Origin of the sequence: Flavobacterium sp. JAS, assembly GCF_020991455.1 — a bacterium.
Lineage (GTDB): Bacteria > Bacteroidota > Bacteroidia > Flavobacteriales > Flavobacteriaceae > Flavobacterium.
Genome location: NZ_JAJMOX010000019.1, coordinates 17,159 through 42,778 on the forward strand (window position 1 = coordinate 17,159; position 25,620 = coordinate 42,778).

General features: G+C 33.6%; 19 protein-coding genes. 7 read left to right on the forward strand and 12 right to left on the reverse strand.

Annotation, left to right across the window (positions count from 1 at the left end; all coding sequences use genetic code 11):
• Positions 1-78: 78 nt before the first annotated feature.
• The 4 genes from LPB88_RS22435 to LPB88_RS22450 all read right to left on the reverse strand — a co-directional run bounded on the left by LPB88_RS22435 (position 79) and on the right by LPB88_RS22450 (position 2,796).
• Entirely contained in the window at positions 79-1,089 is a 1,011-nt protein-coding gene (locus LPB88_RS22435) for a hypothetical protein (protein WP_230717897.1), read from the reverse strand.
• Positions 1,090-1,249: 160 nt separating this feature from the next.
• On the reverse strand, positions 1,250-1,504 hold the full coding sequence (locus tag LPB88_RS22440; protein WP_230717898.1) for a hypothetical protein: 255 nt from the start codon (positions 1,502-1,504) through the stop codon (positions 1,250-1,252).
• A gap of 2 nt (positions 1,505-1,506) precedes the next feature.
• Entirely contained in the window at positions 1,507-1,821 is a 315-nt protein-coding gene (locus tag LPB88_RS22445; protein ID WP_230717899.1) for a hypothetical protein, read from the reverse strand.
• A 183-nt stretch (positions 1,822-2,004) separates the two neighbouring features.
• Positions 2,005-2,796, reverse strand: coding sequence for a hypothetical protein (locus LPB88_RS22450; protein WP_230717900.1), 792 nt, complete (start codon positions 2,794-2,796; stop codon positions 2,005-2,007).
• 374 nt (positions 2,797-3,170) lie between these two features.
• On the opposite strand from LPB88_RS22450, the gene LPB88_RS22455 reads away from it, so the two are divergent.
• Positions 3,171-4,400, forward strand: coding sequence for a hypothetical protein (locus LPB88_RS22455; protein WP_230717901.1), 1,230 nt, complete (start codon positions 3,171-3,173; stop codon positions 4,398-4,400).
• A 127-nt stretch (positions 4,401-4,527) separates the two neighbouring features.
• Here LPB88_RS22455 and LPB88_RS22460 read toward each other — a convergent pair whose 3' ends face one another.
• The 5 genes from LPB88_RS22460 to LPB88_RS22480 form a co-directional block, all read right to left on the reverse strand.
• Positions 4,528-5,472: a hypothetical protein gene (locus LPB88_RS22460; RefSeq protein ID WP_230717902.1), complete on the reverse strand. Its 945-nt coding sequence runs from the start codon at positions 5,470-5,472 to the stop codon at positions 4,528-4,530.
• A 390-nt stretch (positions 5,473-5,862) separates the two neighbouring features.
• Entirely contained in the window at positions 5,863-6,939 is a 1,077-nt protein-coding gene (locus LPB88_RS22465; protein WP_230717903.1) for a hypothetical protein, read from the reverse strand.
• A 167-nt stretch (positions 6,940-7,106) separates the two neighbouring features.
• Entirely contained in the window at positions 7,107-8,780 is a 1,674-nt protein-coding gene (locus tag LPB88_RS22470; RefSeq protein ID WP_230717904.1) for an ATP-binding protein, read from the reverse strand.
• 2 nt (positions 8,781-8,782) lie between these two features.
• Positions 8,783-9,994 carry a DUF4297 family anti-phage-associated protein gene (locus tag LPB88_RS22475; protein WP_230717905.1) on the reverse strand — a complete coding sequence of 404 codons (1,212 nt, stop codon included), beginning with the start codon at positions 9,992-9,994 and terminating at the stop codon, positions 8,783-8,785.
• A gap of 292 nt (positions 9,995-10,286) precedes the next feature.
• Positions 10,287-10,538: a helix-turn-helix domain-containing protein gene (locus LPB88_RS22480; protein ID WP_230717906.1), complete on the reverse strand. Its 252-nt coding sequence runs from the start codon at positions 10,536-10,538 to the stop codon at positions 10,287-10,289.
• A 518-nt stretch (positions 10,539-11,056) separates the two neighbouring features.
• Between LPB88_RS22480 and LPB88_RS22485 the strand changes: the two genes are divergently transcribed.
• From LPB88_RS22485 to LPB88_RS22495, 3 genes are read left to right on the forward strand one after another with little or no spacing between them, the layout of a single operon-like run.
• Positions 11,057-14,086, forward strand: a complete 3,030-nt coding sequence (locus tag LPB88_RS22485) for a SusC/RagA family TonB-linked outer membrane protein (RefSeq protein WP_230717907.1) — start codon at positions 11,057-11,059, stop codon at positions 14,084-14,086.
• Between the two features lie 17 nt (positions 14,087-14,103).
• Complete coding sequence (locus LPB88_RS22490; protein ID WP_230717908.1) at positions 14,104-15,513, forward strand: RagB/SusD family nutrient uptake outer membrane protein; 1,410 nt, start codon at positions 14,104-14,106, stop codon at positions 15,511-15,513.
• 13 nt (positions 15,514-15,526) lie between these two features.
• Positions 15,527-18,175, forward strand: coding sequence for a S9 family peptidase (locus LPB88_RS22495; protein WP_230717909.1), 2,649 nt, complete (start codon positions 15,527-15,529; stop codon positions 18,173-18,175).
• Between the two features lie 66 nt (positions 18,176-18,241).
• Here LPB88_RS22495 and LPB88_RS22500 read toward each other — a convergent pair whose 3' ends face one another.
• The 3 genes from LPB88_RS22500 to LPB88_RS22510 form a co-directional block, all read right to left on the reverse strand.
• Positions 18,242-18,508, reverse strand: coding sequence for a DUF6520 family protein (locus LPB88_RS22500; protein ID WP_230717910.1), 267 nt, complete (start codon positions 18,506-18,508; stop codon positions 18,242-18,244).
• A 93-nt stretch (positions 18,509-18,601) separates the two neighbouring features.
• Positions 18,602-20,092, reverse strand: a complete 1,491-nt coding sequence (locus LPB88_RS22505; RefSeq protein ID WP_230717911.1) for a MauE/DoxX family redox-associated membrane protein — start codon at positions 20,090-20,092, stop codon at positions 18,602-18,604.
• Between the two features lie 208 nt (positions 20,093-20,300).
• Positions 20,301-20,591 carry a hypothetical protein gene (locus tag LPB88_RS22510; protein WP_230717912.1) on the reverse strand — a complete coding sequence of 97 codons (291 nt, stop codon included), beginning with the start codon at positions 20,589-20,591 and terminating at the stop codon, positions 20,301-20,303.
• A gap of 371 nt (positions 20,592-20,962) precedes the next feature.
• On the opposite strand from LPB88_RS22510, the gene LPB88_RS22515 reads away from it, so the two are divergent.
• From LPB88_RS22515 to mobC, 3 genes are read left to right on the forward strand one after another with little or no spacing between them, the layout of a single operon-like run.
• Entirely contained in the window at positions 20,963-21,355 is a 393-nt protein-coding gene (locus tag LPB88_RS22515) for a plasmid mobilization relaxosome protein MobC (RefSeq protein WP_230717913.1), read from the forward strand.
• Positions 21,340-22,641, forward strand: coding sequence for a relaxase/mobilization nuclease domain-containing protein (locus LPB88_RS22520; protein WP_230717914.1), 1,302 nt, complete (start codon positions 21,340-21,342; stop codon positions 22,639-22,641). The genes LPB88_RS22515 and LPB88_RS22520 overlap by 16 nt, the downstream gene beginning before the upstream one ends.
• Positions 22,642-22,657: 16 nt before the next feature.
• Positions 22,658-24,640 (forward strand): conjugal transfer protein MobC, encoded by a 1,983-nt coding sequence (mobC, locus tag LPB88_RS22525; protein WP_230717915.1) that lies wholly within the window; start codon positions 22,658-22,660, stop codon positions 24,638-24,640.
• The last annotated feature ends 980 nt before the right edge of the window (positions 24,641-25,620 follow it).

The following is a 25,620-nucleotide window of genomic DNA, read 5'->3' on the forward strand; positions in this document are numbered from 1 at the left end:
TATCATTTTTTTGTATTTGCCAACTAATACGAAAACAAGCCAGACTTTCATTAAGTCAATCTTACAAATAAATAGCTGTTACCGGCTGGCATGTTCATCAATTTCCCAAAATCTACTATTTGTTTCATCGTTTACAAAGTCACAGATTTTATTTAATACTATTAAAAGAGATTCGTCAGTTTCATTTGTTCTGTGAAATCCAATAATCTTCTTTTGTTCAATATCATTTGTTATAAAAGCTATAGCTTTTAATTCCAAAAAACTTTCATCTTTCAATATTCCATTTTTTTTAAGTTTTTCTCCAATGTTAGGTTTTCCTTCAAATTCAATCCAAGTGTAAGTTGGATCACCTATTTCACCAAAAGCAACATTCCAAAGAATTCCACTATTTAGTTCACCATATTGAAATCCCCTGGTAATAGGCAAACCTTGATTTAAAGAAGCAGGAACTAATAATTGTGTCGTGTCAATTATCAATATTCCATTAGAGCCGAGGTAATTTATTTGCTTTGGTTTATATAAAGAAATTACTTTAGAAATAATTTCCTCAATTATTGATTTTATATCAAAATGACCAAAATTACTACCTTTTTTAAAAGGAGAAATTGAAACTGGATCACCAAAGAAAAGCCCTCTATGTGAATTTTTTATTTGTTTCTCTAACTTTACATTACTTTCAAAACTGTCTTTTTGAATTTCAATATAATTATTATTGCCGTCAGCAAAATTTAAAGTCTTTAAATCTGAAAAAATAAATGAATCTTTTGAAGAGATTTTAAAATCAGGAGTTTTATTCCCCTTTTCTTCTTTAATAAATTCAACGCTAACATCAGTTTTATTATTAATCAATTCAAACACTATTAATTCGTTATATGAATTGAAAATATCTTGATATTTTTTTGTGTATTCAAAAGTCAATCCTTTTAAATTATTACTAATATTTTTTAGTTTTCTTCTATAGTTCTCATCAATTAGTGCTTTTGCTTCAAAATGTTGTACAATTTCAATATCAATTAAACTGAGTATTGGGTTTAAAGTAATTGCATTAGTTTCTCTTTTTAGCTGAAATATTTGTTCCGATATTTTCATTTTATCGCATTTTCTTTAAGGTTGTATATAAACGTTTCGCCTTTAACTGAAAGTAGGAAATCAAAGTGAACTGAATTCTATAATGAAGATAAAATTTCTTTGTTAAAATATATCTACTGCTGATAACTGCGTGATTGCAGTTACAAGTTGTTATGTGAAGCTACTCCTTTTCTTTGTCTCTAAAATAGAATCCAATAATTGCACCAACTATACCACTTAATATTGAGGCGACGGTTGTTAAAATCTTTAAAACGTCATCTATTGGTAAACAAAGAAGCCACCAACCAATTATGATTATAATTGTCAATAGTCCTATATAACTATAAAGAGCTATATAAGCTATTCTTGTTCGTGTTTTTTCTCTCTGGATTTCAACTCCTGGTAAAGAGTTTACGGGATTTGATGATACAGCCATATTTATCTAGTTGTAATTCTTGTCCCTATTTCTATCTGATCTAGATTCATAGACTGTGGCGTTTGAACATGAAAATAATATTCTAGCACGTTTTCATCTTTAGGATAATTTATCTGCGTTTCGGTTGAAGATGCGTATCTATTATTTTCCAACCAAAAACTTTCTTTGACCAAAGCTACTCTTTTAGTACGCCAAATTTGTTCTAGAATCCCTAGTCCTTGCGAAATGACATCTCCTTCAGTTAAACCTTGATTCTTCATTTCTTCAACGAATTTTTCTGCTAGACCAGTTAATTTAATTGTTACAGTTTTTGCCATATGAGTAATTTTTATGTTGTAAATTATTTATAAATATCTCGATTCTCGCATAACTTACTGTAGCACAGTATATTTTACAATGAATTGATCCCATTCTTCCGATTTCCCAAGTCATCCTAAATACAAAACCAACATTCAATTAGGCAAATTGTCCAAATCCCTTGTAGCTGTTGTAATCGTTTTCTATTCATTTTTAAATTTGTCAAAAAAATAGTCGTTTCCACAAGGACATTCTGACAATAAGCTATCCTGATAGAAATTAATATAGGATTGCACAGCATTAATTGCTCTAATAAAGTCAAAATCTAGGATTTCTTTATAAGTTCCTTTATAACCAGTATTAGTTTTTTCCGCTGGTTTTAGATGTATAATATCATTTCGTAATTGTATTAACTTATCTATGGTTTTATTGTGTTTTTTATTTCTTGCTTGCTTGAAATCGATAAGTTTAATTTTTGGAACAACGTTATAAAGTTTGTAACTAACTGTAGGAAAAATTTTGTTTCCAGTTTTATCTATAAACAAATAATCTTCTGGAATTATTCTATTTGCAAAGCTTTCCAATGACGCCTGAAGATTTATTATACAATTAATGGCTGGCTGAAAAAAATCTCCTGACAAATTTAAATCTAAATTCCTCCCAGTTTCACCCGCTTTTGATGACTCTTCCAAAAGCTTAATCTTATAATGTTGTAGTCGTCCATAGGACATAACAGCATTTGAGAAGAAAATTGTAATTGGATCCACTTCGGGAAGTATAAGTTTTTTGTTTTGATAGATATAATCATAGCCATAAAGTACTTTACTATCCAGCATTATCATAATATCAAAATTTTCGTGCTCGGCCAATTTATTTGAACTCACATATTCTTGGCTATAAGTATTACTTTCTTCTGGAATACTTGCTGCATCCAATTTAGATGGATTAAAATCTATTTTAAATTCTTTTGAAGGTTTGAGTCTTACGTGTGACATCTGGTCGGATTTTGTTCTGAAAATGTTTATTACAATATGATTTTAAATAGCTTCATGCTATTTATAAGCTTTAATACCAAACTTACATAACCACTTTCATTTTCTTTTACGGTTTTCCATAATTGTACGCTTGAAGTGGCAAATTAGTTTTTTAATGAGTAAATATACCCCGTATAAATACGTGTTTTTATAATTTTAACTACATAAAAAAAAGATCGCAAGCATCATATTTATTCTTTGATTTTAAAGTACAATTTATTCACCCAACTTTTTAATTAAATTCCAGAGAGAAATTCAACTTTCTTACAATACCAAAGTTTTGCGACTTTGAAGAATTACTTTTTCATATCTTTAATTTTTAAATAAAAAAATAAATGAATAACTCCAGAGGCTTACTATATCCGGCACTACATAAATTTTATAGCGCATTAAACAGTTTGGAAAAGTTTGAAAAAGGTACAAACTTCTTCGATAATATAAGTTATCTGGATAATTTCTTTTCAGAATATAGAAATATCACCTTTGTGCTACAAAAATCTTTGGCCAAAACAGAGTTCATGTCTACATACGAAAACTTACGCGATCAACACCTAGTTAATGGTGTCGGTAAATGGTTTGTAGAAAAGAGGAACGAAGTACTTAAGCAACAACCTTTTAATTTGGAAAAAAGGATTATAATTACTATTTATTCTGGTAAGACTACATTGTCACTTCCTGAATTAATCTTTACCATCGATAATGATATAAAAATTTCGACTATAGTTGAGTCGCTTCGTACAAAATTTATAAGTTTTGGTCAATTAGAAGTGATGTTTTCGGCAGAATTTTTATTTTATGAGTATGGTCATAGTGAAGATTTGTATGATAATTTGATTTTTGGTATAAATCAAATGAAACTCTTCTTAGCTGACATGAAAAAATCAATCAATGAGGATTGCAAATTATCTAATGAACTCGAAAGGAAAATAAACAAGATGAATTTCTATCGAGTACCTAAAGATTTGCTTTTCATTGATGATTATGTATTCTATTGTAAAAAAGAATATTTTGAGAAAGCTTCAAGGGTTGCTATGTGGCCAGGCTCTAGTCAGACAAGAGTTCCAATTGAAAATCTAAATAAAACGTACCCTGGTGGCGACCTATTTAGTAAATTTGAACTGATGCATTTGGTATTTTTTCAAATGCAAAAAACGCTACTACCGACTTGCCTAATTTTATATAGTGATGAAACATTTGAATTAGATACTTTTGGATTTTCAATTAAAACTACTGTATATAGAAAGTTTAATGAAATAGCTAGACGCATCGATGCAGATAAAATAATTAATGTTCTTTTTGTTACAGAAATGTATACATACGATTTAAATGATATAAATAACCTAACCAGTCGTGAAAGGGTAAAACATGCTAAAAGCGAGATATTAGCATTTTATATGATTAATAATCATTTAGAAATTAAGTCCCATCAATATGACAAAGTCCAAATTGAAGATTTTAAATATATTGCTTCAATAATGTCTGCAAAATCTAGCGAACAAAAATTACCCAGATTTATGAATCCAGTTATGCAAGAGTTTACTCGTTTAAAATCAAAATCTAAATAAATTTAAGTTGGGTGATGCGTTATCAATTACTGAATTCACACGTATTTTCTGTTATATCCGCTAACGTTCCGGCAATACAGCGGGTTTTGAGCCATATTAAGCCTTATTCTCGGATTTACTAAATCATTCAAATATAAAAGCATTTTTCAGTACGCCAGTTATCAAAATCCGTTATAGCTGTTAGTGGTAGTTTTTTTTTAAACGTTATTCCAAAATGTTTTTGTCCATTTAATTCGAGTATTTTATTAATATCTTTTTTATTTGTTTCTACTTCTTGACTTTCGAACGAAAACTCTAGGTTTTCCATTTGTATCGGATATGTTGAATGTTGATTTACTATCAATCTATGTTTTGGGAGGTAAAAAATATTCCCTACGTTTACATCACTTACAAATACAGCACATACTTTTGTGAATTTTGGTTCGATAGAATTGAAACTATTTGTATTATAAAATGCCCAATCTACATCATATTTTAAATTAAAATTGAAATCAAGATTTAAGCATATTATGAATGGTTTATTTAATACACCATATCTTCTGGCTTTACTTTTAAAATTTTTAAGAATTTTATCTGAACCCTCACTTGCATCTTTTATGGTAACGGGAGAAAACTGAAATCCAATAGGCCCAATATCTTCTTTATTTTTAACAGCCTCTGATTTAATAAAAAGTGATAAAATTATAAGTAAATTATCATCTTCATATTTCAAATGTTTAGTTAGTAAAGTATTTTTTTCTCGAATTTCAATGTCAGCTGGATTTATTTTATTCAGTTCACTTTCAAATGCCTTCCGTAGTTTTCCAACTTTGGGAAAGTTATCCTTTTTAAATTCAAGTTTTTCCAATCCCAACCAAAAAATTGGGGAGTTCATTTTATTAAGTTCATTAATAAATTGTGCTTTAAAATTTTCATGTTTAACTTCTAACTCTGATAAGGAAGATACTGTTGTTGCTTCAATATAAAATTGTTCTTCCCCCCTTCTTGCTAAAAAATCTGGCTTCTTGCTTGAATTTTCTAGTAAAGGATGTGGTTCAAGAATATAGCCCTGACGAAAAAAAGTTTCGTGCACAAATAATTCATAAAAAGCATCGTTAAAACTATTTTTGAAATTTTGTTTAAGTTCTATTTTATTAACTTCTGGATAATTTTCGAACCACTTATTTAATAGTTCTCTAATCTTGGCAATATTAGCTTACTGATTATCATTATAATAATCAAATATATTATCTCCGAATGAAGCTCGGCGATAATCGTCACGTACTTTATCTTCAAATAATTTCATATTAAACGATTAGTTCTTTTTGCACATTTCTAAAGTTATTACTACCGTTCTGGCACTTGGCGAGCTTGGAATAAAGATGCGGAATTTTCGGTTAAACACAAATTTTCCACATACAACCCCTCTATAAATTCAGTCTAAAACTCCAATCTCGCCAAACGGCTGTTAGCTGCGGTCTTATCATAGAGATATAATTTCGGTAACCAATTCTTGAATACTTTTACTTTCAGGCTTTCTCTTTTCTAAGAAATGCTTCATCGCTTTAAAACATTCATCCATATTAGTAAGATGAGTATCTGTAAAAGTGATAGTTGTAATGCCAAACTGTTGAAAATATTCATTTCTTTTTTGCATTTCCTTACTCCATTTTACAGCTAAGTCTTTATTCATTTCGGTTTGTGTTTTCGTTTTTATTCCTGAAACCGCCATATGAGTAGATTGTGGGCTAAGTTCAAAACCAATACGCTGTCCTGTATGGCAATTCAAAATTGTGAAATCTAATCGAAATTTGTGTTTCTTTTTTAAGCCGTCGTATCTAAATTCAGGAATCAATATTGGTTCTAATAAGGAATTTCGTGAAGCTCTGATATAATTACAATAAAAATCAAAAATTTGCTTTTCATAAATGGAATTTGAAACTCGTTTCAATATTGATTGATAGAAAGTTAAAAAATCTTCTACATCTCGAAATGTTAAAACCATATTATTTTCAGGGTCAACAAGCCCTGTTTGTAGAACATGGCCAATAGTCCAGTAACCAAATTCAACTTTTCTTATTCTACCTGGTTTATTCTCCCAATAACCTTCAACTAAACGTGGAGCTATGAGTAATCCCCAAAATATAATTTCGTTTCCAAACCAGATTGACCATAAATTTTCTTGTGGTTTTTGTTTAGTGCGTACTTTATAATGTCTATAAAAATCTCTTTCTAAGAAAAGAAGTATATATTCTCTAATAGCATCAACTTTGAAGATCTTCTGCATCATATGTCCTCTTCCACTACCAATTAAATCTTTCAGTCCTGATAACCAACTGGAAATATAATCTTCATGTGTTGGCCAGGTTCCTTGAACCATATCTAAAGATTCTGACTTAGCAAGGCTAATAGTTCCATGAAAGGAATGCAATGTAGCTTCAAAACCTTTAATATATGAAAATTGTTTCAAGACACTTTCTTGACGTTTGTTTAATTCTTCTGTTATCTCGTTTTCTATTTTCTCAAAATACTTTGAATCGTTTATGTTTTTTGAAATCACGGGTAGTTATAAAATTATGATGGTTAAAGATTGGTGTTAAGATTATTGCGAACATTCTGGTTTTAGAATGGTTTTTGGATTAAGCAAAGCCCATTATTTACAAACCCAACTTCCCCTTTAGCCTATTGTCCAAATCCGTTGCATTATGTATTTCTTGATAATACCTTTTAGCTATACCATTCTGTTTTAATTTCGTCAATATTCATATCTTTCCATTTCTCTTTCCATAGTTCCCAATAAGGTATGTCATTAGATGAAGGTTCATTTGTGCATCTGTCGATTTGAACGATAGAAGGTAAAATAATTGATTCTCCAACAAGTAAAGCTTCTCCTTGTTTCAATGATGGCATTGTATCAATTAGAGTACCTAAAGTGTCTGGTAGAAGTTTTTTTACATAGCCTTGGTCAACAGGATTTGTTAAACGCATAGCAATAAAGTTATTGCATTGTGAAAATATTGTTTCTGAAATTTCAGATGGTCTTTGACTTGCAAGAAGTAAAGTGATTCCATATTTTCTACCTTCTTTTGCAATTCGCTCAATTGATTTTTTTGAGGAACGATATTTAACTAAATCACTGTTGGGAACATATTTATGGGCTTCCTCGTAAACAAGTAAAATAGGAATGTCATTATTTACTTTTTCATTTGGGTCTTTTGCATTTCTCAGTCTTTTGTAGAAATAACCATATTCAAAGACCATTCTTGAAATAAGGGAAACTGTAATACTTAAAACCTCAAAAGGAACACCGCTTAAGTCAATAACTGTAACGTTAGCATTTTTACCTTTTTGATAACCAATTAATTGATTTAGTGTTTCTTCAAATGATATTTTTTTCGAATTTTCTCCTAGTAAAAACGATAAACGATTGTCATTAATTTTATTTTCTAATCTATTTACAAAGTTGGTTAATTTTCCATACAAACTACCCTGAGTAGTTTTTTCTTGACCTTTTTTTGCTCCTGAAGCATATTCTTCTCCAGTTCCAATTGTTTCTGTATTTTTTTCAATTGCATATTTTAGAACATTATCAATGTCAAAAAATAGAGGTGAATCAAAATGAATTTTGCTTTTTTCAGTTTCCGAACCGCTAAAGTGCTTAATTCTGTCAGCTACTATAGCTTCTTTAAAAATAAATTTTTGATTATGGTCATTTGCTTCTGTATCCAAAAAAAACTCCTCTAATTCTTCACTATTTAATAGCCAATATGGTAACACCAAATTTTTTATGTCTATAAAATTTGCTGTTGGAAACGCTGACTTATATTCAGAATGAATATCAAATATGATAACGTGCGAGTTATTAATTGAAAATTCTCCGCTTTTTTCTGAAACAGCTTTTTGAATAATTGTAGATAGCGTGTGAGATTTTCCAGAGCCTGTTGAACCCACTATTGCAACGTGTTTATTAAAGAATTTATTTCCGTTTACTGATATTCGTATGTTGTGATTTGAGGATAACGAAGCAAAAGTAAATTTCTCATTAGGGGCAATAGATTGTTCGTATATCTTTTTAATTTCTTCTTCTGTTGCTGGTTCTACTTTTTTTGGAGGAATTGCTAAAGAATCTCCACCTCTAATAAACATTCCATTTTTTATCATTCCTAATGGAAGTGCTTCAATTGCATAATCTCTTTTTCCTGAGTCATTTACAATAATTGAAAAGTTTTCAATTATTGACATTAATATAGCATTTTCATTATCTGAAATTTTAAGGTATGAACCCACTTGCAAAACCTCTCCTGCTAATCTAAAGTCTTCAAGGTTGTCAACAACAATTTTTATTTTATCGGGGTAAACTGCAACTACCTCTGCATTTACTTTTTTAACTTCGTCTGCCATTTTTATATGATTTTTTTGATGTCGGTTAACAGTGAAAATTGAATATGAGTTTGTTTAACACTTGGATATGAAACATTAAAAAAGGGATTGGAATTGTAGAACTGATAAATCTCTTTAGTTTTGTTGATTTCTTTTACGGTTAAATCAATGTACTCTAATTTATTGAGTATTTTAATTTTAATGGAATTACTATTATTTGCTGATTTAGAAATTGATTTCGGATTAAATTCCGAACCATCAAAATCAAATCCATCAATAAAAATGAAGCCTTCTGAAAAAAGTTCTTTTTTTAAATCAAGTAACTCTTGTGGAAGAATATTATGTAGGTAAATGTAAGGACAAAATGGGTGCGGTTCTCTTGCTGAAAGTTTCGACCATTTTCTTGAAACTGTAAAGATTAAATCTTTTAATTCTGCTCTTACATAATTTGTAGTCGGTACTTCAATAATAAAAAATCGTTCAAAACTTGAGATGTTTAAATCTGTGAAATATTGAATTCTTAATTCCGCAAATAATTTTGCTTCTCCTTTATACGTAATGAACCATTCATTAAATAATACTCTCTTGAAATTGATTCTTTTTAAAAATTCCGACTTGCTTATTTCTCTTTGTACGATATTACTTGTAACTGCAATATCTTTTATTACTTTGAGAGCATTGTTATAGAAAAAATGTTCTGCTTCAAAAGCCTTACATCCAAAATGATTCATCAATAATGTCAATATTTTTGAAACCTGTGATTGATATTCTAAAGCTGAAATATCTATTTCAAGTAAAGAAATGAAATCATCTAATTCTACATCAGTTAAATTTAACTCTAAATGATGGTAACGTTTTATTTTGTTTTCGGTATAAGTTAGAAAATGGTCTTTTAGAAAAGTTGAATTTATTGGAAGGGTTAACTTTGTTTGACCAGATTGAAAAAAACCATAAAGTTTGTAATTTATTCTTTTTTTCGTTCCATTTTTTACTTCCTTATAGTGATTAAGCATAAGCTTTATTGGTTTTGCAATTACCGAATGATTGTACTCAGTTTTCGCGTAATACTTACATTGAACCGCGGTTTCTTCTGTTGCAGTGTTTATATCCACGTCTTCAATTCCCTCAACAATGATGGTATCGGAATCTTGACTTAATTCTAATAATTTTACTATTGCATAATCAAATTGATAGAAGTAACCTTTTATTGTATCAATTGCTGTTCTATCGGCCATATATGTTCAAATGTTTTCTGTTGTTTCCCTCTATTTTTTGGCATTTCACCCAGATCTTATATTCATGCCACAGAATATCTTAATACAAAACAATATCAGATGGTTTTATGCCATTTTCCAATTTTGAATATCAAACTTAGAAAACCCTTTTCAAGTTCTTTTACGGTTTTCCATAATTATCCCTTGAAATGGCAAATTAGTTTTTTAATAAATAGAGAGACCCCGTATAAATACGTGTTTTTGCAATTTCAAGTAAATAAAAAAAAGATGCCTAAGCATCTTTTTTTATTAATTACTCCTCAACTTGATATTTTTTTATATCAAATTCGAAATCAAATAATTCCTTAGGATGCACTTGCAAAGCACTAGCAAACTTCATTAAAGTTTTTAAAGTTAAATTTCGTTTACCGCTTTCATATTTACTAACCTCGGCAGAATCGATACCTGTCAAAAATTCAATATCCTGTTGTGTTTGGTTATTTTTTAATCTTATTTCAGAAATTTGTCTTCCAATATACTTTTGTAAATCTGCATTTAATTCCATTTCAATATGTTTTCAAGCAATTTCAGTTTTATTGATAAAAATATTATTGGGATATATGCCAGTATTTAAAAAATATTTTTATATTTGTTTCCTATTCAGGAATGAATTGTATTTTTGCGATCCTTCATATAAAATATTTGAAGCATTCGCTTTGAATCTCGGCTCAAAACTTGGCAGTTTAAACCACGAGAAGATAAGTAAAGATGCTCACGTCTATTGGCGTGGGCTCACTTATTCGTGGTGGTCATGCCAAGTACCAGAGACGTTTAAGATGAGTACCACGCCTTTTTTTGCTCAAAACTCTCTTATTATTCTTAGCGATATTCCTTCTTTTTTTGTTTTAAGTTTCGTAATAAAGTCGAACCTTTAAAAGCTTATGTCTGTGAATTAAAAAAATCCTCCTTATGCTAATTAAGTCGTCTACTTAATACATAAAAAATGGCCCTCTACTTCGTCGCCAAACAACCATAGAGGACCATAGTCAATCAAACCATCGTTTAACTAACCAATCCAATATTATGAATAATTTTTCATTTTACAAGGATGGGAAAGATCTTTATTGCCTATTTTTTTTGGGCTTACTCTTATCTTTTTCATCTGTTTATGCCAAAAAAACTTTTAGGTATAACTCGTCCCTTTTCCAACAGCATCAAATTCAAGGAACTATAACCGATGGCACAAGTCCATTGCCTGGTGTTACTATTGCTATAAAAAGCAAAACTAATTCTACAGCTATTTCAGATTATAATGGTCAATATAGTCTTTCTGCATCACCTCAGGATACTTTGATAGTCTCATTTAATGGTTTTAAAACCTTAATAGTACCTGTCAAAGGCCGTAAAAAAGTGGATGTACAATTAGTATACGATACCACGACCCTTCAGGAAGTTCGTGTCAATGCAGGTTACTACTCAGTAAAAGAGAGCGAGCGTACCGGAAGTATTGCTAAAATATCGGCAAAAGACATCGAGAAACAGCCCGTTACCAACGTACTGGCCACCATGCAGGGACGCATGGCCGGAGTGGATATCATTCAGGATTCAGGAACACCCGGTGGCGGTTTTCAGATAAAAATACGGGGAATAAACAGTCTTCGTGAAGAAGGTAATCAGCCATTATATATCATTGATGGGGTACCTTATTCTTCCGATATCATTGGGTACAGCAATACCACAACAGGCATTCCAACTCCTACAAGCCCTCTTAACAATATCAATCCCTCTGACATTGAAAGTGTCGAGGTTTTAAAAGATGCCGACGCCACTGCCATTTATGGCTCACGAGGAGCCAATGGTGTTGTGCTGATTACCACTAAAAAAGGAGTATCAGGAAAAACCCGTGTAACAGTCACCGCATCCTCAGGATTGGGAAAGGTTACCAAAATGATGAATCTGATGGATACTCCCCAATATCTGGAAATGAGAAGACAGGGATTTGCCAATGATGGTATTACTTCTTATCCAGCTTCAGATTATGATATCAATGGGACTTGGGATCAAAACAGGTATACCGACTGGCAGAAAGAACTCTTAGGGGGAACCTCAGTTATGACCAACCTTCAGACATCACTATCAGGAGGTTCGGATTTAACCCAGTATCTTCTTAGTGGCACCTACCGTACAGAAACAACTGTCTTACCTGGTGATTTTGGATATGATAAGGGCGCTGTTCATTTTAACATGAACCATGGCAGTGAAGACAGAAAATTTAAACTTACTTTTTCAACAGGATACACCTTTCAAAATAATGAACAGGCAGCCACAGATCTGACCCGTACTGCCAGAAACCTTGCTCCAAATGCTCCGGCCCTATATAATCCTGACGGGAGTCTGAACTTCGAAAACAGTACTTTTCAAAATCCTCTTGCGGCGCTTAGGGCTATAACTACAGCCAAAACAAATGATCTTGTAGCCAACAGTGTAATTAGTTATGAAATAAAACCACATTGGGAACTTAAAATCAATCTGGGCTTCACGGATCTAAAAAATACAGAACAACGATTATTGCCTTCTACCATGTATGATCCTGCTTATAAAATTGGCAGTAGCAGATCGTCAATGTATTCGAATCTTACCTCCAGACAATCCTGGATTATCGAACCTCAGCTTCGCTGGAACCATGAATTTAAAAGCAGTAAACTCGATGTTTTGATTGGTGCTACGGCGCAGCAGCAGAACTCCTCGAGATTATATCAATATGGCCGTGGTTTTACAAGCAATAGTCTCATTACTGATATTGCATCGGCTACAACAAAATCAATTTTCATAAGCGATCAAACCATTTATAAATATGAGGCCTTCTTTAGTAGAATTAATTACAATTGGGATGAGAAATACATTTTGAATCTTACCGCCAGAAGGGACGGTTCTAGTCGATTTGGTCCGGGAAAACAGTTTGCTGTTTTTGCAGCGGCAGGCGGTGCCTGGCTGTTCTCAAAAGAAAACTTTTTAAAAGAAAGCTCTATTCTGAGTTTTGGAAAACTCCGTGCCAGCTATGGAAGTACCGGAAGTGACCAAATCGGAGATTACCAATATTTAGACACCTATGTGTCTTCAGGACAAAGTTACAACGGCATCATCGGTATGGATCCTACCCGTCTTTATAATCCAAATTTCAGTTGGGAAATCAATAAAAAACTCGAAGCAGCAATTGAAACAGGTTTTTTCAGGGATCGTATTTTCCTTACCGCTGCATGGTATCAAAACAGATCTTCAAACCAGCTCGTAGGAATTCCGCTTCCCGGTACCACAGGATTCAGTTCCATAAATGCCAACCTTGACGCAACGGTTCAGAATTCAGGTTTCGAATTTACCCTTCGTACTGTAAATTTTAATGCAGGAGCTTTCAAATGGTCTACAAACTTTAATATATCACTTGCCAAAAACAAACTGATTTCCTTTCCCGGACTCGAAGGATCTACCTACTCCAACAACTATGTAATAGGACAATCTACAAACATTGTGAAAGTTTACCAATACAAGGGGATTAATCCACAAACCGGATTATATGAAGTTGAAGATGTAAATAAAGATGGTCAAATTACTTCTTTAGAAGACAAAAAAACAATCGCTGATCTGACACCAAAATATTTTGGAGGTTTGGAAAACCAGCTTCAATACAAAAACTTTCATCTTGACTTTCTCTTTCAATTTGTAAAACAGCAGAGTTACAATTACACTTCAAATGTACCTGGAGGCAGTCCGGTAAATCAACCCTCAGACATGACCAGTGCATGGACACATGCAGGTGATAATGCAACTTTCCAAATCAATACCTCCGGACAAAATTCAGATGCTGTAAATGCCTACTACAATTACATTGACAGCAATGCAGGTATTGTCGATGCATCTTACGTGAGGCTAAAAAATATTGCCCTGAGTTACGATCTTCCCTTAAAGGCAATAAAGGGCGTTAATTGCAAGGTCTTCTTACAGGGACAAAACCTGCTGACTTTCACACCTTACAAAGGTGGTGATCCCGAATTTAAATATACCGGTTATCTGCCTCCTCTAAAAGTATTTACAGCAGGGATACAACTCACATTTTAACCCTAACACTTAAAGCCATGAAAAATATACTTAAAATACCACCGGTTCTCTCTTTTAGAGATAAACAAAGGTTGCTTTATCAGTTCTTATTGCTTACACTATGTACATTGGGCTCCTGCAATGACTTTGTAGATGTAGACATTCCAAAATCCCAGCTAACAGCCAAGGCGGTTTTTGAAGATGTCGCAACAGCCAATGCTGCGATGGCCGGATTATATACCAAAATGCGAAACAACGGAATCCTTGCAGGAGATGCAACGGGTATCTCTTGCTATCTGGGTTTGTACGCCGATGAATTCGACTATTATCAGCAAAATGCCGTGAGCAATTTTTTCAACAACTCTTTATTTGCGGCAGACTTGGGGGTAAATGATATGTGGAATCAAAGCTACAACCAGATCTATTCTGCCAATTCTGTAATTGAAGGATTAAATAAATCCAATTCCATATCGGAAATCGATAAAAAACAGCCTCTTGGAGAAGCGCTTTTTATAAGGGCCCTGCTCCATTTCTATCTAGTAAATCTCTATGGGGATATTCCATACATAACCACAACAGATTATTTACAGAACAGCCGGGTTTCAAAATTACCTGCAGACCAAGTCTATCAAAATATCATAAAGGATCTGGAACAATCCATTGTATTGCTCTCAGAGAATTATACCTCGACTGATCGCATTCGTCCCAATAAAGGCACAGCCAATGCTCTTCTGGCAAGGGTATATCTCTATATGAAATCATATCCCGAGGCTTCCAATGCTGCATCTGCTGTAATTAATAATCCGCTTTATGTCAGAGAAAATGACCTTGATAAAATATTTCTTAAAACAAGCGCTACCACTATCTGGCAGTTTATGCCCTCAGTAGCCGGAGCAAATACATCAGAAGGAAGCCTCTATATTTTTACCGCGGGACCTCCTTCTATTGTAGCCCTTAAACCTGACTTCATAAGTGCTTTTGAGGCCAATGACCAGAGAAAAACACACTGGATTACACAGGTTACAAACGATGGAGAAACATGGTATTATGCTTCCAAATACAAACAGGAATCCAGTACACCAACTTCGGTGGAATACTCCATTTTGTTTCGACTCTCAGAGCAATATCTAATCCGCGCAGAAGCCAGAGCCTATCAGGGAGATTTAATTGGAGCCAAGGAAGATTTAAATACCATTAGAAACACCGCCGGACTTCCCAATACTACTGCCATAAGTGCAGAAGAAATTATTAAGGATGTACTCAACCAGCGTCGTTTTGAACTTTTTACTGAATTTGGACAACGTTTTTTTGATTTGAAACGAACAGGAAAACTAGATGAAACGTTATCTGCTTCTAAGCCCGGTTGGAATACAACAGACAGTCTCTGGCCAATTCCTGCTCTGGAACTAAATGCCAATCCAAATTTAAAACCACAGAATCAAGGATAGTAAATTACACGTTATGACCAATCTCTTTTTAATAAAAAGAAGCATTAACGTTTCCATTTTGAATTGGTTGCTTTTGCTGTTAACCTGCCCTTTTATGGGGCAGGCGCAGCAAAAAAAACAGCTTCAAGAAAGCGACTATATCAAATGGGGGACTTTAAATGTAAAGGCTCTTTCTGATGACGCAAACTGGGTCAGTTATCAAATGTCATATGAAAACCATCTCGATACTTTGTTTGTGCAGAACACTTATACAAACAAAACCTTTGCTTTTGTCGGCGCTCAGGATGCTCACTTTACAGGGAAAAACACATTCACGTTTTTACAGCCTGAATCCCGCTTAAAAATTCTTACCCTTAAAACAGGCAAACTCAAAACATTTGAAAATGTTAAGCGTTATGAACACGCATTAGACGGAAAGTACATCCTTACTTTTGATCAGGATTATGCCAAGAAAAGTCTTTTGAAAATTAGAAATGATAAGGGAGATATAATAGACAGTCTGGCTAACATTTCAGAGTACCGCTTAAGTTCCTCAAAAAAAGCACTGCTCTATACAAGCACAGTAAAAAAACAAATTGAAGTGGGGATAATCCATTTTCAGCCTTACTCCAGATCTATTATATCAAAAGACAGTATTGGCAAATTCTGCAATTTAGTTTGGCAGAATAACGCCGAATCAATTGCATTTCTGCATGAAACAGATTCCGTTTCAAAAGTGATCGATCTTAATTATTTCAGGATTACCGACAAGAAACTTTTTTCTTTTGATTATACTTCCCAAATAGGAACTCCAGAGAATCGAACTGTATTTGAAAATACTTCATTATCGATTTCTCCTGACGGGAAAAAAGTCTTTTTTATGGAGATTCAAAAAAAGGATTCCAAGAGAAAAAAAGATTCAAAAACAGTAGAAGTCTGGAATGGAAATGATAAATGGCTCTTTATAGACAAACAGCGTATCGAAAGTAAAATGGGGAATAGAAATCTGGCGCTCTGGTATCCTGAGACTAATCGATATTCAATAATAAATAATGATGAACTGTCCAATTTTATACTGACCAGTAAGCAGGATTATGCTGTTCTTTATGATCAAAACGCATACGGTCTGCAGTCCAAATATTATGACGAAGTGGACTACTATCTAAAAGATCTGAAAAATGATACCCAGAACCTGATTCTAAAAAAACAATCTTGTGATCCCAATCAAATAGGATTTGATCCACTGAGTAACAAAATACTTTATTATAAAGAGAAAAATTGGTGGATTTATAATCCTTTACAAAATACTTATATCAATCTTACAGATAAGATTACAACTTCATGGGATAACAACACAGAACCTTCCGCTCCACACCAGTTTATGGCCTATGGAAACCCTGGCTGGAGCTCGGATGGGAATAATGTTTTACTCTACGATGCTTATGATATCTGGCTTTCAGCAATAGACGGTTCTAAATGTATCCGGCTCACTCGTGGCCGTGAGCAAAATATCATATACAGAATTGCATCCTGTGAATTCAATAACAGCTCACTGATCAGTTATAACGAAAGACTGCAGGCATCTTTTGATATGTCAAAAGATCTGATCCTCTCTCTTGAGAATACAGAAAACCACTCAACTGGTTATTGCCTTTTAAATCCTGATTCTGATGTCAAACTAATTGATTATGGCTCTTATGATGTAAGTGAAATACAAAGAAGCACCAATAACTCTTATCTGTACAAAAAACAAACCTATGATCAGTCGCCATGGCTGGAAATCAAAAGAAAAACAGATGGTAAACCTGCTGTTTTATTTGCTTCCAACAAACAGCAAAAAAACTATTTCTTTGGTAAATCCGAGTTACTCTATTACAAGAGTCTCAGAGGAGAAAAATTAAAAGCAGCGCTCTTTTTTCCTGCTGATATTGATCCTTTAAAAAAATACCCAATGGTGGTCTATATCTACGATAACATGTCTGATGAAATCCACAAATATGTCAATCCATCTTTACAAAACAGTGAAGGCTTTAACATCACCAACTATACTCTTAACGGCTACTTTGTATTGTTGCCCGATATCCAATATGAATTAGGAAAACCAGGTATGTCGGCCTTGGCCTGCGTGACTACAGCAGTAGAAACTGCCACAGAAAAAAAATATATCGACAAGAGTAAAATTGGTTTGTTTGGACATTCCTTCGGAGGCTATGAATGTAATTTCATCATTTCGCAAAGCAATCTTTTTGCAGCTGCTGTATCAGGAGCGGGAGTCAGTGATGTTATCGGAGCTTATTTCAATATCAGCAGAAATGGCATTTTTCAGTCTGACATGTGGCGTTACGAAAGTCAACAGTGGCGTATTGGAAAATCACTATACGATGATAAGGAAAGTTATTCTAGAAATTCTCCCATTTTAAATGCTCAAAATGTAAAAACACCACTACTTTTATGGACAGGTAAAAACGATCGGATTATTCCATGGAATCAAAGTGTTTCCTATTATTTAGCCCTTAGAAAACTGCGTACTAAAAGCATTATGCTGGTCTATCCGAGTGAGGATCATTCACTTGAAAATCCGGACAATCAAATTGATCTTACCAATCGGATGATGCAATGGTTTGACTACTTTTTAAAAGATGATCTCAGACCTACTTGGATTACCAAAGGAGTATCTCTATAACTAAAAAAAATAATGCAGTTTCTACTTATAGAAACTGCATTACATTTTACGATTAATTTGATTCGTTTAATTGCGGTGCAATTGCATGGTACATGAATCAGCAGATTCTTTTCCAAAAGCTGTAAAGCTGCTGCTTAGACAAGTTGGACCTGCTCCCGGGCTACAGTTAACCTGTACTGCCTGGCAGTCATCCACTGCCGGATTGTGAATATAGGCGGTAATTAAAACATCCGCTTTACTCTCTTTTGCAGTATTGGTGCTAACAGCACCGGCGCTAGCCAAAACAAATGCAGCCACAGGCAGTACAAGTGCTTTAAAAATTGTAGTTTTCATAATCTTAAAATTTAAATTAATAAAATTTGATCTACTCTTTTCTACAGGTTTTCGATCATAACTCCTGCTACCGGCCGGTATCTTTTAAACTCATTATAAGTCACTTTTAAATTTTGATTTAAGGTTTTTTCCATATCCATATTTAAGTAGATAATGTCCCGAAATAATATACATGGCAGATCCGGTTGCAAAAAAATTATTCATGCGCAAACCTTCTTCATCATACACATAAAAACTCAGTACATAACGCTGTTTTACGATATCATAGACGTCGACAGCCGTAGCATGTTTCCATACGTCATTTCCTTCATACCTGCCTCTGAGCAGAGAATTTACAAAAAGCAGATTATCACAAAGTGTAGTATGGCGATTGACCATATATGGAGGCGCTGCAAGTTTAGTGTCTCCCGATTGTTTTAATTTTACCAATTTGAGTTTTGCTCTGCTGGTAGTATCAATAGTATTAGACCTATATTGAAGTTTTAAATTCTCATCCGCTGCAATATATTCGTTACGGTAATAATAAACATAGATAAGTTTACGTAATGATCTGCTGTATTGCATTGTTCCATCGGTATCAAAAATTCCATCAATCTGTTTCTCTAATAAATGCGGATTATATTTTATCTCTGAACTTGCATAGTCTTTACTTAGTCCCAAAATATTTTCTCCTGTATACTGTTTTTGAGCTCTTACAAATGCCTGCTTATTATCATTGAAAATGATGTCAGAAAATCGAAATTTACCAGTACTTACCACCTTTGCCTTCCATGCAGAAATAAGCCCTATGTAAATTACCGGAACACTCCCGTCAATTACATAAAAATAAGGAGGATTCAGACGAACTTCAACAGCCCTAAATTTGAAATTCTCACGATCGAGTGAAATCGTATGGCTTCTTTTATTTTTAAAATCGGAATCCACTTCTAAGATTTGAAGCGGAGCCAGACGATTGGCTAAATATATTTTATCTTTATGGTTACCAATAATATAATAAGAGGAATTCCTTAAGTCAATTCGGTCAATTTTTGCTGCACTGGCATTGGGGAAACGTCTAATAAATGGATTTTCTTTTTCCATAATATCTTCAGAAAAAAGAAACACTGCTGTTATAAAAATGACACCAGATAAAACAGCAGTTGCTATTGGAATTACAAGACGATTATTTTTGGTTTTGAGTTTTATAGCGGCAATGGCCAAGAAAATAAATCCGAGATTAAAAATTAAATGCGCCCTCCATCCCAACTTTTCTAAAATGCCTCCACAGGAACAGGGAACAAAAGAACTAAAATTTAGAATAATTACAATATATGCAGTAAACATACTCATCAAAACTAATGCGCCCCATAGCCCCAAATACCTTAATCTGGGAATGCTTATTAAAGTTGCCATAACAAGTTCTAAAACAATTACACTAATTGAGAAAAAATCAGCATAAAGGCTTAGAATAGGAGATTGTCCAAGTTGAGTCTGAAAATTCTCAAAGTCTAATAGTTTGCTCATTGCCGCATAGACAAACAATAGAATGTACAATAGACAAATCAGTTCGGTAATAATACTTTTAAAATTCAATTGAAATTTCATAGTCGAAAAGTTTATGTGTCTACAAAGCCTTTAATAGAATTGGAAAAATTCATTAACAAATGTAAACACCCTACCTTTCAAAACTAATATCAAAAACAAGCCAAAATTTGTCAAAAACAAGCCTTTTTTGTAAATGGTGTTTTACAAAAAAATGCTTTATAAATACCTTGTATCTATAAAGCACCTTGTTGCATTTTCTTTTTTTTAATTAAGATTTAATGGCCTCGCTCAGAGTAATTAATTTTTGATTGAGCTCTACTAGTCCTGCTTTCTGTAGACATTCCTCAGAAAGGTTTTTGAGCTCTGAAAAGCCCTCCTCTCCTATGCTTCCCAGCAGGATTGAACCATCCTTTTCATTTGTAAGTCCATCAGAGATAATATGACTTAATAGCAATACATTTTTTCGTGAAATTTTCAAATCAATCTTCACTACCTCAACCATGCCAGGGATACTCAAAACAGTATCAAAAACCTTGGCAACATCATTTTTTGTAATCATAATTCACGTGATTTAATTAATAATAATCTCCTGTAAAAATAAAACCTTCCCTTCAATTTACCCCATTCAAAATATAGCGGGGATTGGTCAGCACTTGCGACTTTTATAATTTAGTGCTCAGTTTAAGCTCTGCTCTGCTCCATTACAATTGGTATTACTTATGGATTATTCCTGATAATCTAATGTGATAAATGATTTGACCATGTTAGAAGAGTATAATTTCTTAGACAGAAACTCAAAGATTGCCACGTTCCTGCAATCTGCAAGATGTCCGGTTGTATCACAACCGATATCTTGCCGCCTCTTTACTCGGAACTCGTAGGCGGTGAAACCTCAAGGAAAATTGTTATTGAAAATGAAAAGTGAACATAATGAAAGAGCAAAACAAAAACAGGATCCGATGGATACATCTGAGATTAACCAATGCTGAATATGAAATACTGCAAAAGCATTTTGCCAAATCAACTTGTCTTAAACTGAGCGATTTTGCCAGAAAAAATCTCCTGCAGAAGCCCATTGTCATGAAATACAGAAATGAGTCTATGGATGACTTGCTCACTGAATTGATACAACTCAAAGCAGAGTTAAATGCTATTGGAAACAACTTTAACCAGGCTGTTAAAAAGCTTCATACACTGGTGCAGATTCCTGAATTTAAACAATGGATTAGGGTGTATGAACTCGAGAAAAAAGTCCTTTTTAATTCCATTGATCAAATAAAAAATCACATTAAAATTCTCTCGGAAAAATGGTTGCAGTTATAAATACAGGACGCTCTGTACGAAGTATTCTTCAGTATAATGAAAACAAAGTTTCTCTTGGTATTGCCCAATGCATAGGAGAAGGGAATTATCCCATAGACGTGGATCTGATGACTGTCGATTTTAAATTAAAGCTACTGTTAAAACAATTGGAATTAAATCAAAATGTCACCCGAAACAGTGTACATATATCGCTCAATTTTGATCCTGTTGAAACTTTCCTTTCCAAAGAAAAACTCATGGAAATTGCTTCTGTTTATATGACTAAAATTGGTTTTGGCCTGCAGCCCTATCTGGTCTACCAGCATCACGATGCCGGGCATCCGCACATCCATATTGTATCGATCAAGGTACAGGCTGACGGCAAACGAATTGACATGCAGAATATTGGTCGTAACGAGTCCGAAACGGCCCGAAAAGAAATTGAAAAGGCATTTGGTCTTGTTCAGGCAGATGGCAGAAATAAAACACAAAAGACAGAACTCAAAGCTGTAAATACTAGTAAAGTCCAATACGGCAGAGCTGAAACTAAAAAAGCAATAACAGGCATTTTAAACGCAGTAGTTCCTGCCTATAAATTTACCACAATTGGAGAGTTAAATGCTATTCTTAATTTGTATAACGTATCGGCTGAACGTGGCAAGGAAGACTCCAAAATGTTTCTGAACAGAGGACTCGTCTACAGGATAATTGATAAGGATAAAAAACCGATAGGGCTTCCAATTAAAGCCAGCAGTTTTTACAGCAAGCCAACACTTCAGAATCTGGAGAAAAAATTTGCAGTAAATAAAACAGCACGCGCTTTGGATCTTAAAAGGATCAGGAATGAAATCAATCTTGCTTTTTTAAACAGTAAAAGAACATCCTTTTCACAGCTCGAAACGATACTGCAGAAAAAAGGTATTACCATGGTTTGCAGAAAAAATGAACAGGGACTCTTATTTGGAATTACCTATGTAGACCACCTCACAAAATGTGCTTGCAATGGAAGTGTTTTAGGCAAAGAATATGCCGCAAAAGCCATACAGGAACGCTGTGAGAAGCCGCACTCGAATAAAAAAGAATCTATTATAAAACCAGACCTGTTCAAAAGCAAAGAAGAGATTCTTCAGAATAAAGCCAATGATGACACAAATGATAAACTCCTCAATAATTTATCATCTGATAATGGACTAAAAGAACTCATCGAGTCCATACTTAAATATGAATACATAGGAAACTACATGCCGGGGCAATTAAAAGGCAAACGAAAAAAAAGAAAGAGAAAAGCACAATCCGACAATCAATAAAAATAAAACCATGGCCATGCAGACAGGAGAAAATGATCAGGCGCTTAGAAAAATTTTAGATATGACAAGGCTCATTAGCATTATATTGTTAAGCTTGCATTTCTATTATGTGTGTTATACTGCTTTTAAAGAGTGGCAGCTGGTAAGTGTTTTTAGTGATGCAGTTTTACGCAACATTTACAATACGGGCCTATTGAATAATTTTCATAAATGTAAATTTTTTGCATTGGTTTTTTTAATTATTTCACTACTGGGAGCCAAAGGACGTAAAGATGAAAAACTCAATCACAAAACAGCCCTGGCTTACATCACAACCGGCATATTAATTTATTTTATTAGTTATCTTTCTTTATATCTGAAAACTGGCATAACCTTTAGCGCCTCAATATATATCGCAACAACCTCCGTTGGTTTTCTATTGATACTCTCAGGAGGAACTTTGCTTTCCCGAATTATAAAAAACAGGCTCAGCTCCAAAGATATTTTCAATAAACAAAATGAAACCTTCCCCCAGGAAGAAAGGCTCCTGGAAAATGAATACTCCATTAATTTTCCCGCTAGATATCATTTAAAAGATAAAGTCAGAAACAGCTGGATCAACATCATCAATCCCTTTCGTTCGCTGCTGGTTTCAGGAAGTCCCGGATCTGGAAAATCTTATTTCGTTATCCGTCATGTGATTACCCAGCATATTCAAAAAAAGTTCAGCATGTTTGTATACGATTTTAAATTCGCTGATTTAACCATTATAGCTTATAATGCCTGGCTAAAATACAAACACCTCTATGATGTTGAACCTAAATTTTATATCATCAACTTCGATGACCTGAATCGTACACACAGATGCAATCCATTGGATCCTAATGCTATGACTGACATAACCGACGCTACTGAATCAGCAAGGACTATTCTAATGGGACTTAACAAAGAATGGATCAAACGCCAGGGAGACTTTTTTGTAGAGTCTCCTATCAACTTTTTATCGGCCGTCATCTGGTATCTCAGGCGTTACAAAGAGGGTGAATTCTGTACCCTTCCCCATGTAATTGAACTTATGCAGTTGGAGTATGATATTTTATTTACACTGCTTCGAACCGAAAAGGAAATTGAAGTACTGATAAATCCATTTATAAATGCTTATCTAAACGAAGCTACTGACCAATTAGAGGGGCAAATTGCAACTGCCAAAATTGCAATGGCAAGACTTTCTTCCCCTTCACTGTATTATGTTTTATCGGGAAATGACTTTACTTTGGACATCAATAATCCAGAAGAACCAAAGATTGTTTGTATGGGAAACAACCCTCAGAAAATCCAAATTTATGGCGCCGTTTTATCCTTGTATGTCAACAGGCTCGTAAAGCTCGTTAACAAAAAAGGGAAAATGAAATCCAGTTTAATCTTTGATGAGTTCCCAACCATTTATCTCAACAACATGGACAGCCTCATAGCCACAGCCAGAAGTAATAAAGTAGCAACCTGTCTGGGCATACAAGACTTTAGTCAGCTCAGAAAAGACTATGGACGCGAGCAGGCTGATGTAATAATAAACATCACGGGAAACATCATAAGCGGTCAGGTTACCGGAGATACTTCCAAACAATTGTCCGAGCGTTTCGGTAAAATAATGCAGGATCGTGAAAGTATATCCATCAACAGCGGAGATACATCCATCAGCCGCTCCAAACAACTGGAATCCGCTATACCTCCTTCCAAAATTTCGGCTTTGAGTTCCGGTGAATTTGTAGGTATGGTAGCCGATAATCCGGACTGTAAAATTGAACTTAAAACCTTTCACTCAGAGATTGTAAACGATCACGAGGCTATTCGAAAAGAGGAAGAAAACTACAAAGAAATCCCTGCTGTACGTAAATTGGATAATGCCATGATCCAACGAAATTACCTGCAGATCAAACAGGATATTCAGGACATTGTTCATGCTGAAATGGAACGTCTTTTGGAAGATCCCTCCCTTTCTTTTTTAATATTAAAGAAATAAAAGCATAAATTTCTGATCGATTCTAAATGAAGTTTAATCTATTAACTGCTTTAGTTTCACTAACAATTCCATAAACCATAAATTCTCGTGACGATAATTAAGCTGGTTCACATGAGGTAACAAAAAAAGGTATCTTAAAATTAAGGTATCTTTTTTATAATAAAATGTAATATCTAATATTACTAACCCTAAAACACTACCCATACTTTCAGGGCCGAGACCATGATTCACAATCACACTAATGAACATGTAAATATGATCAATTTTTCCAGCCATTAATACTATCACTCTTTGCAATATACCGCAGCGTAGCACTACTTGTTATTGAGGTGATACAGTGTGATATTTTTTTTAGACCAATTGTATTAATAAAATAAGTGCTTACGCAAAATTGAAAGGTTTTTAATCAAATTTAAAATCAAATTCTAAAATTTCAGAATACTTTAGTCATCCTAAATCTTTTATTAAAGTTTAAAGAAAATAATCAAGAAATAACTGGTAAAAAAACAGCTTATTGATTTAGAATAATTATACAGAAAAATGAAATATATATTTTTTTTATTACTTAAATCCTCTTCTTATATGGCAATGGGCTACCTGCTATATACATTATACAATTGGAATTTAGAAAAATTTAGAAAAGGCAATAAAGAATCCATTTTTTATAAAGCAAAGATTATAAGTACGAAGATATCATTATACTGTATACTTTTTGTCCTGTTTTTGTTTACAATAAGCTCTTTATGGGAAGCAATAGAATTACTCATCAATCGGAAGTGATAATACTTTTGCAGCAGGAACGGCTTCAGGAGATTTGTTTAGATCCACTATTCGGGATTTGTAGCAGCTGGGCTATTTTAACAATGAAGCATCGCGAAGAACTGTCGCATTAATATTAAACAATTCCAGGGTAACTTTATTCAAGTCAAGTTCCATTCCATATGACTTTAAAAAAAATTGTTTTAGAGGAGCAAACCGAT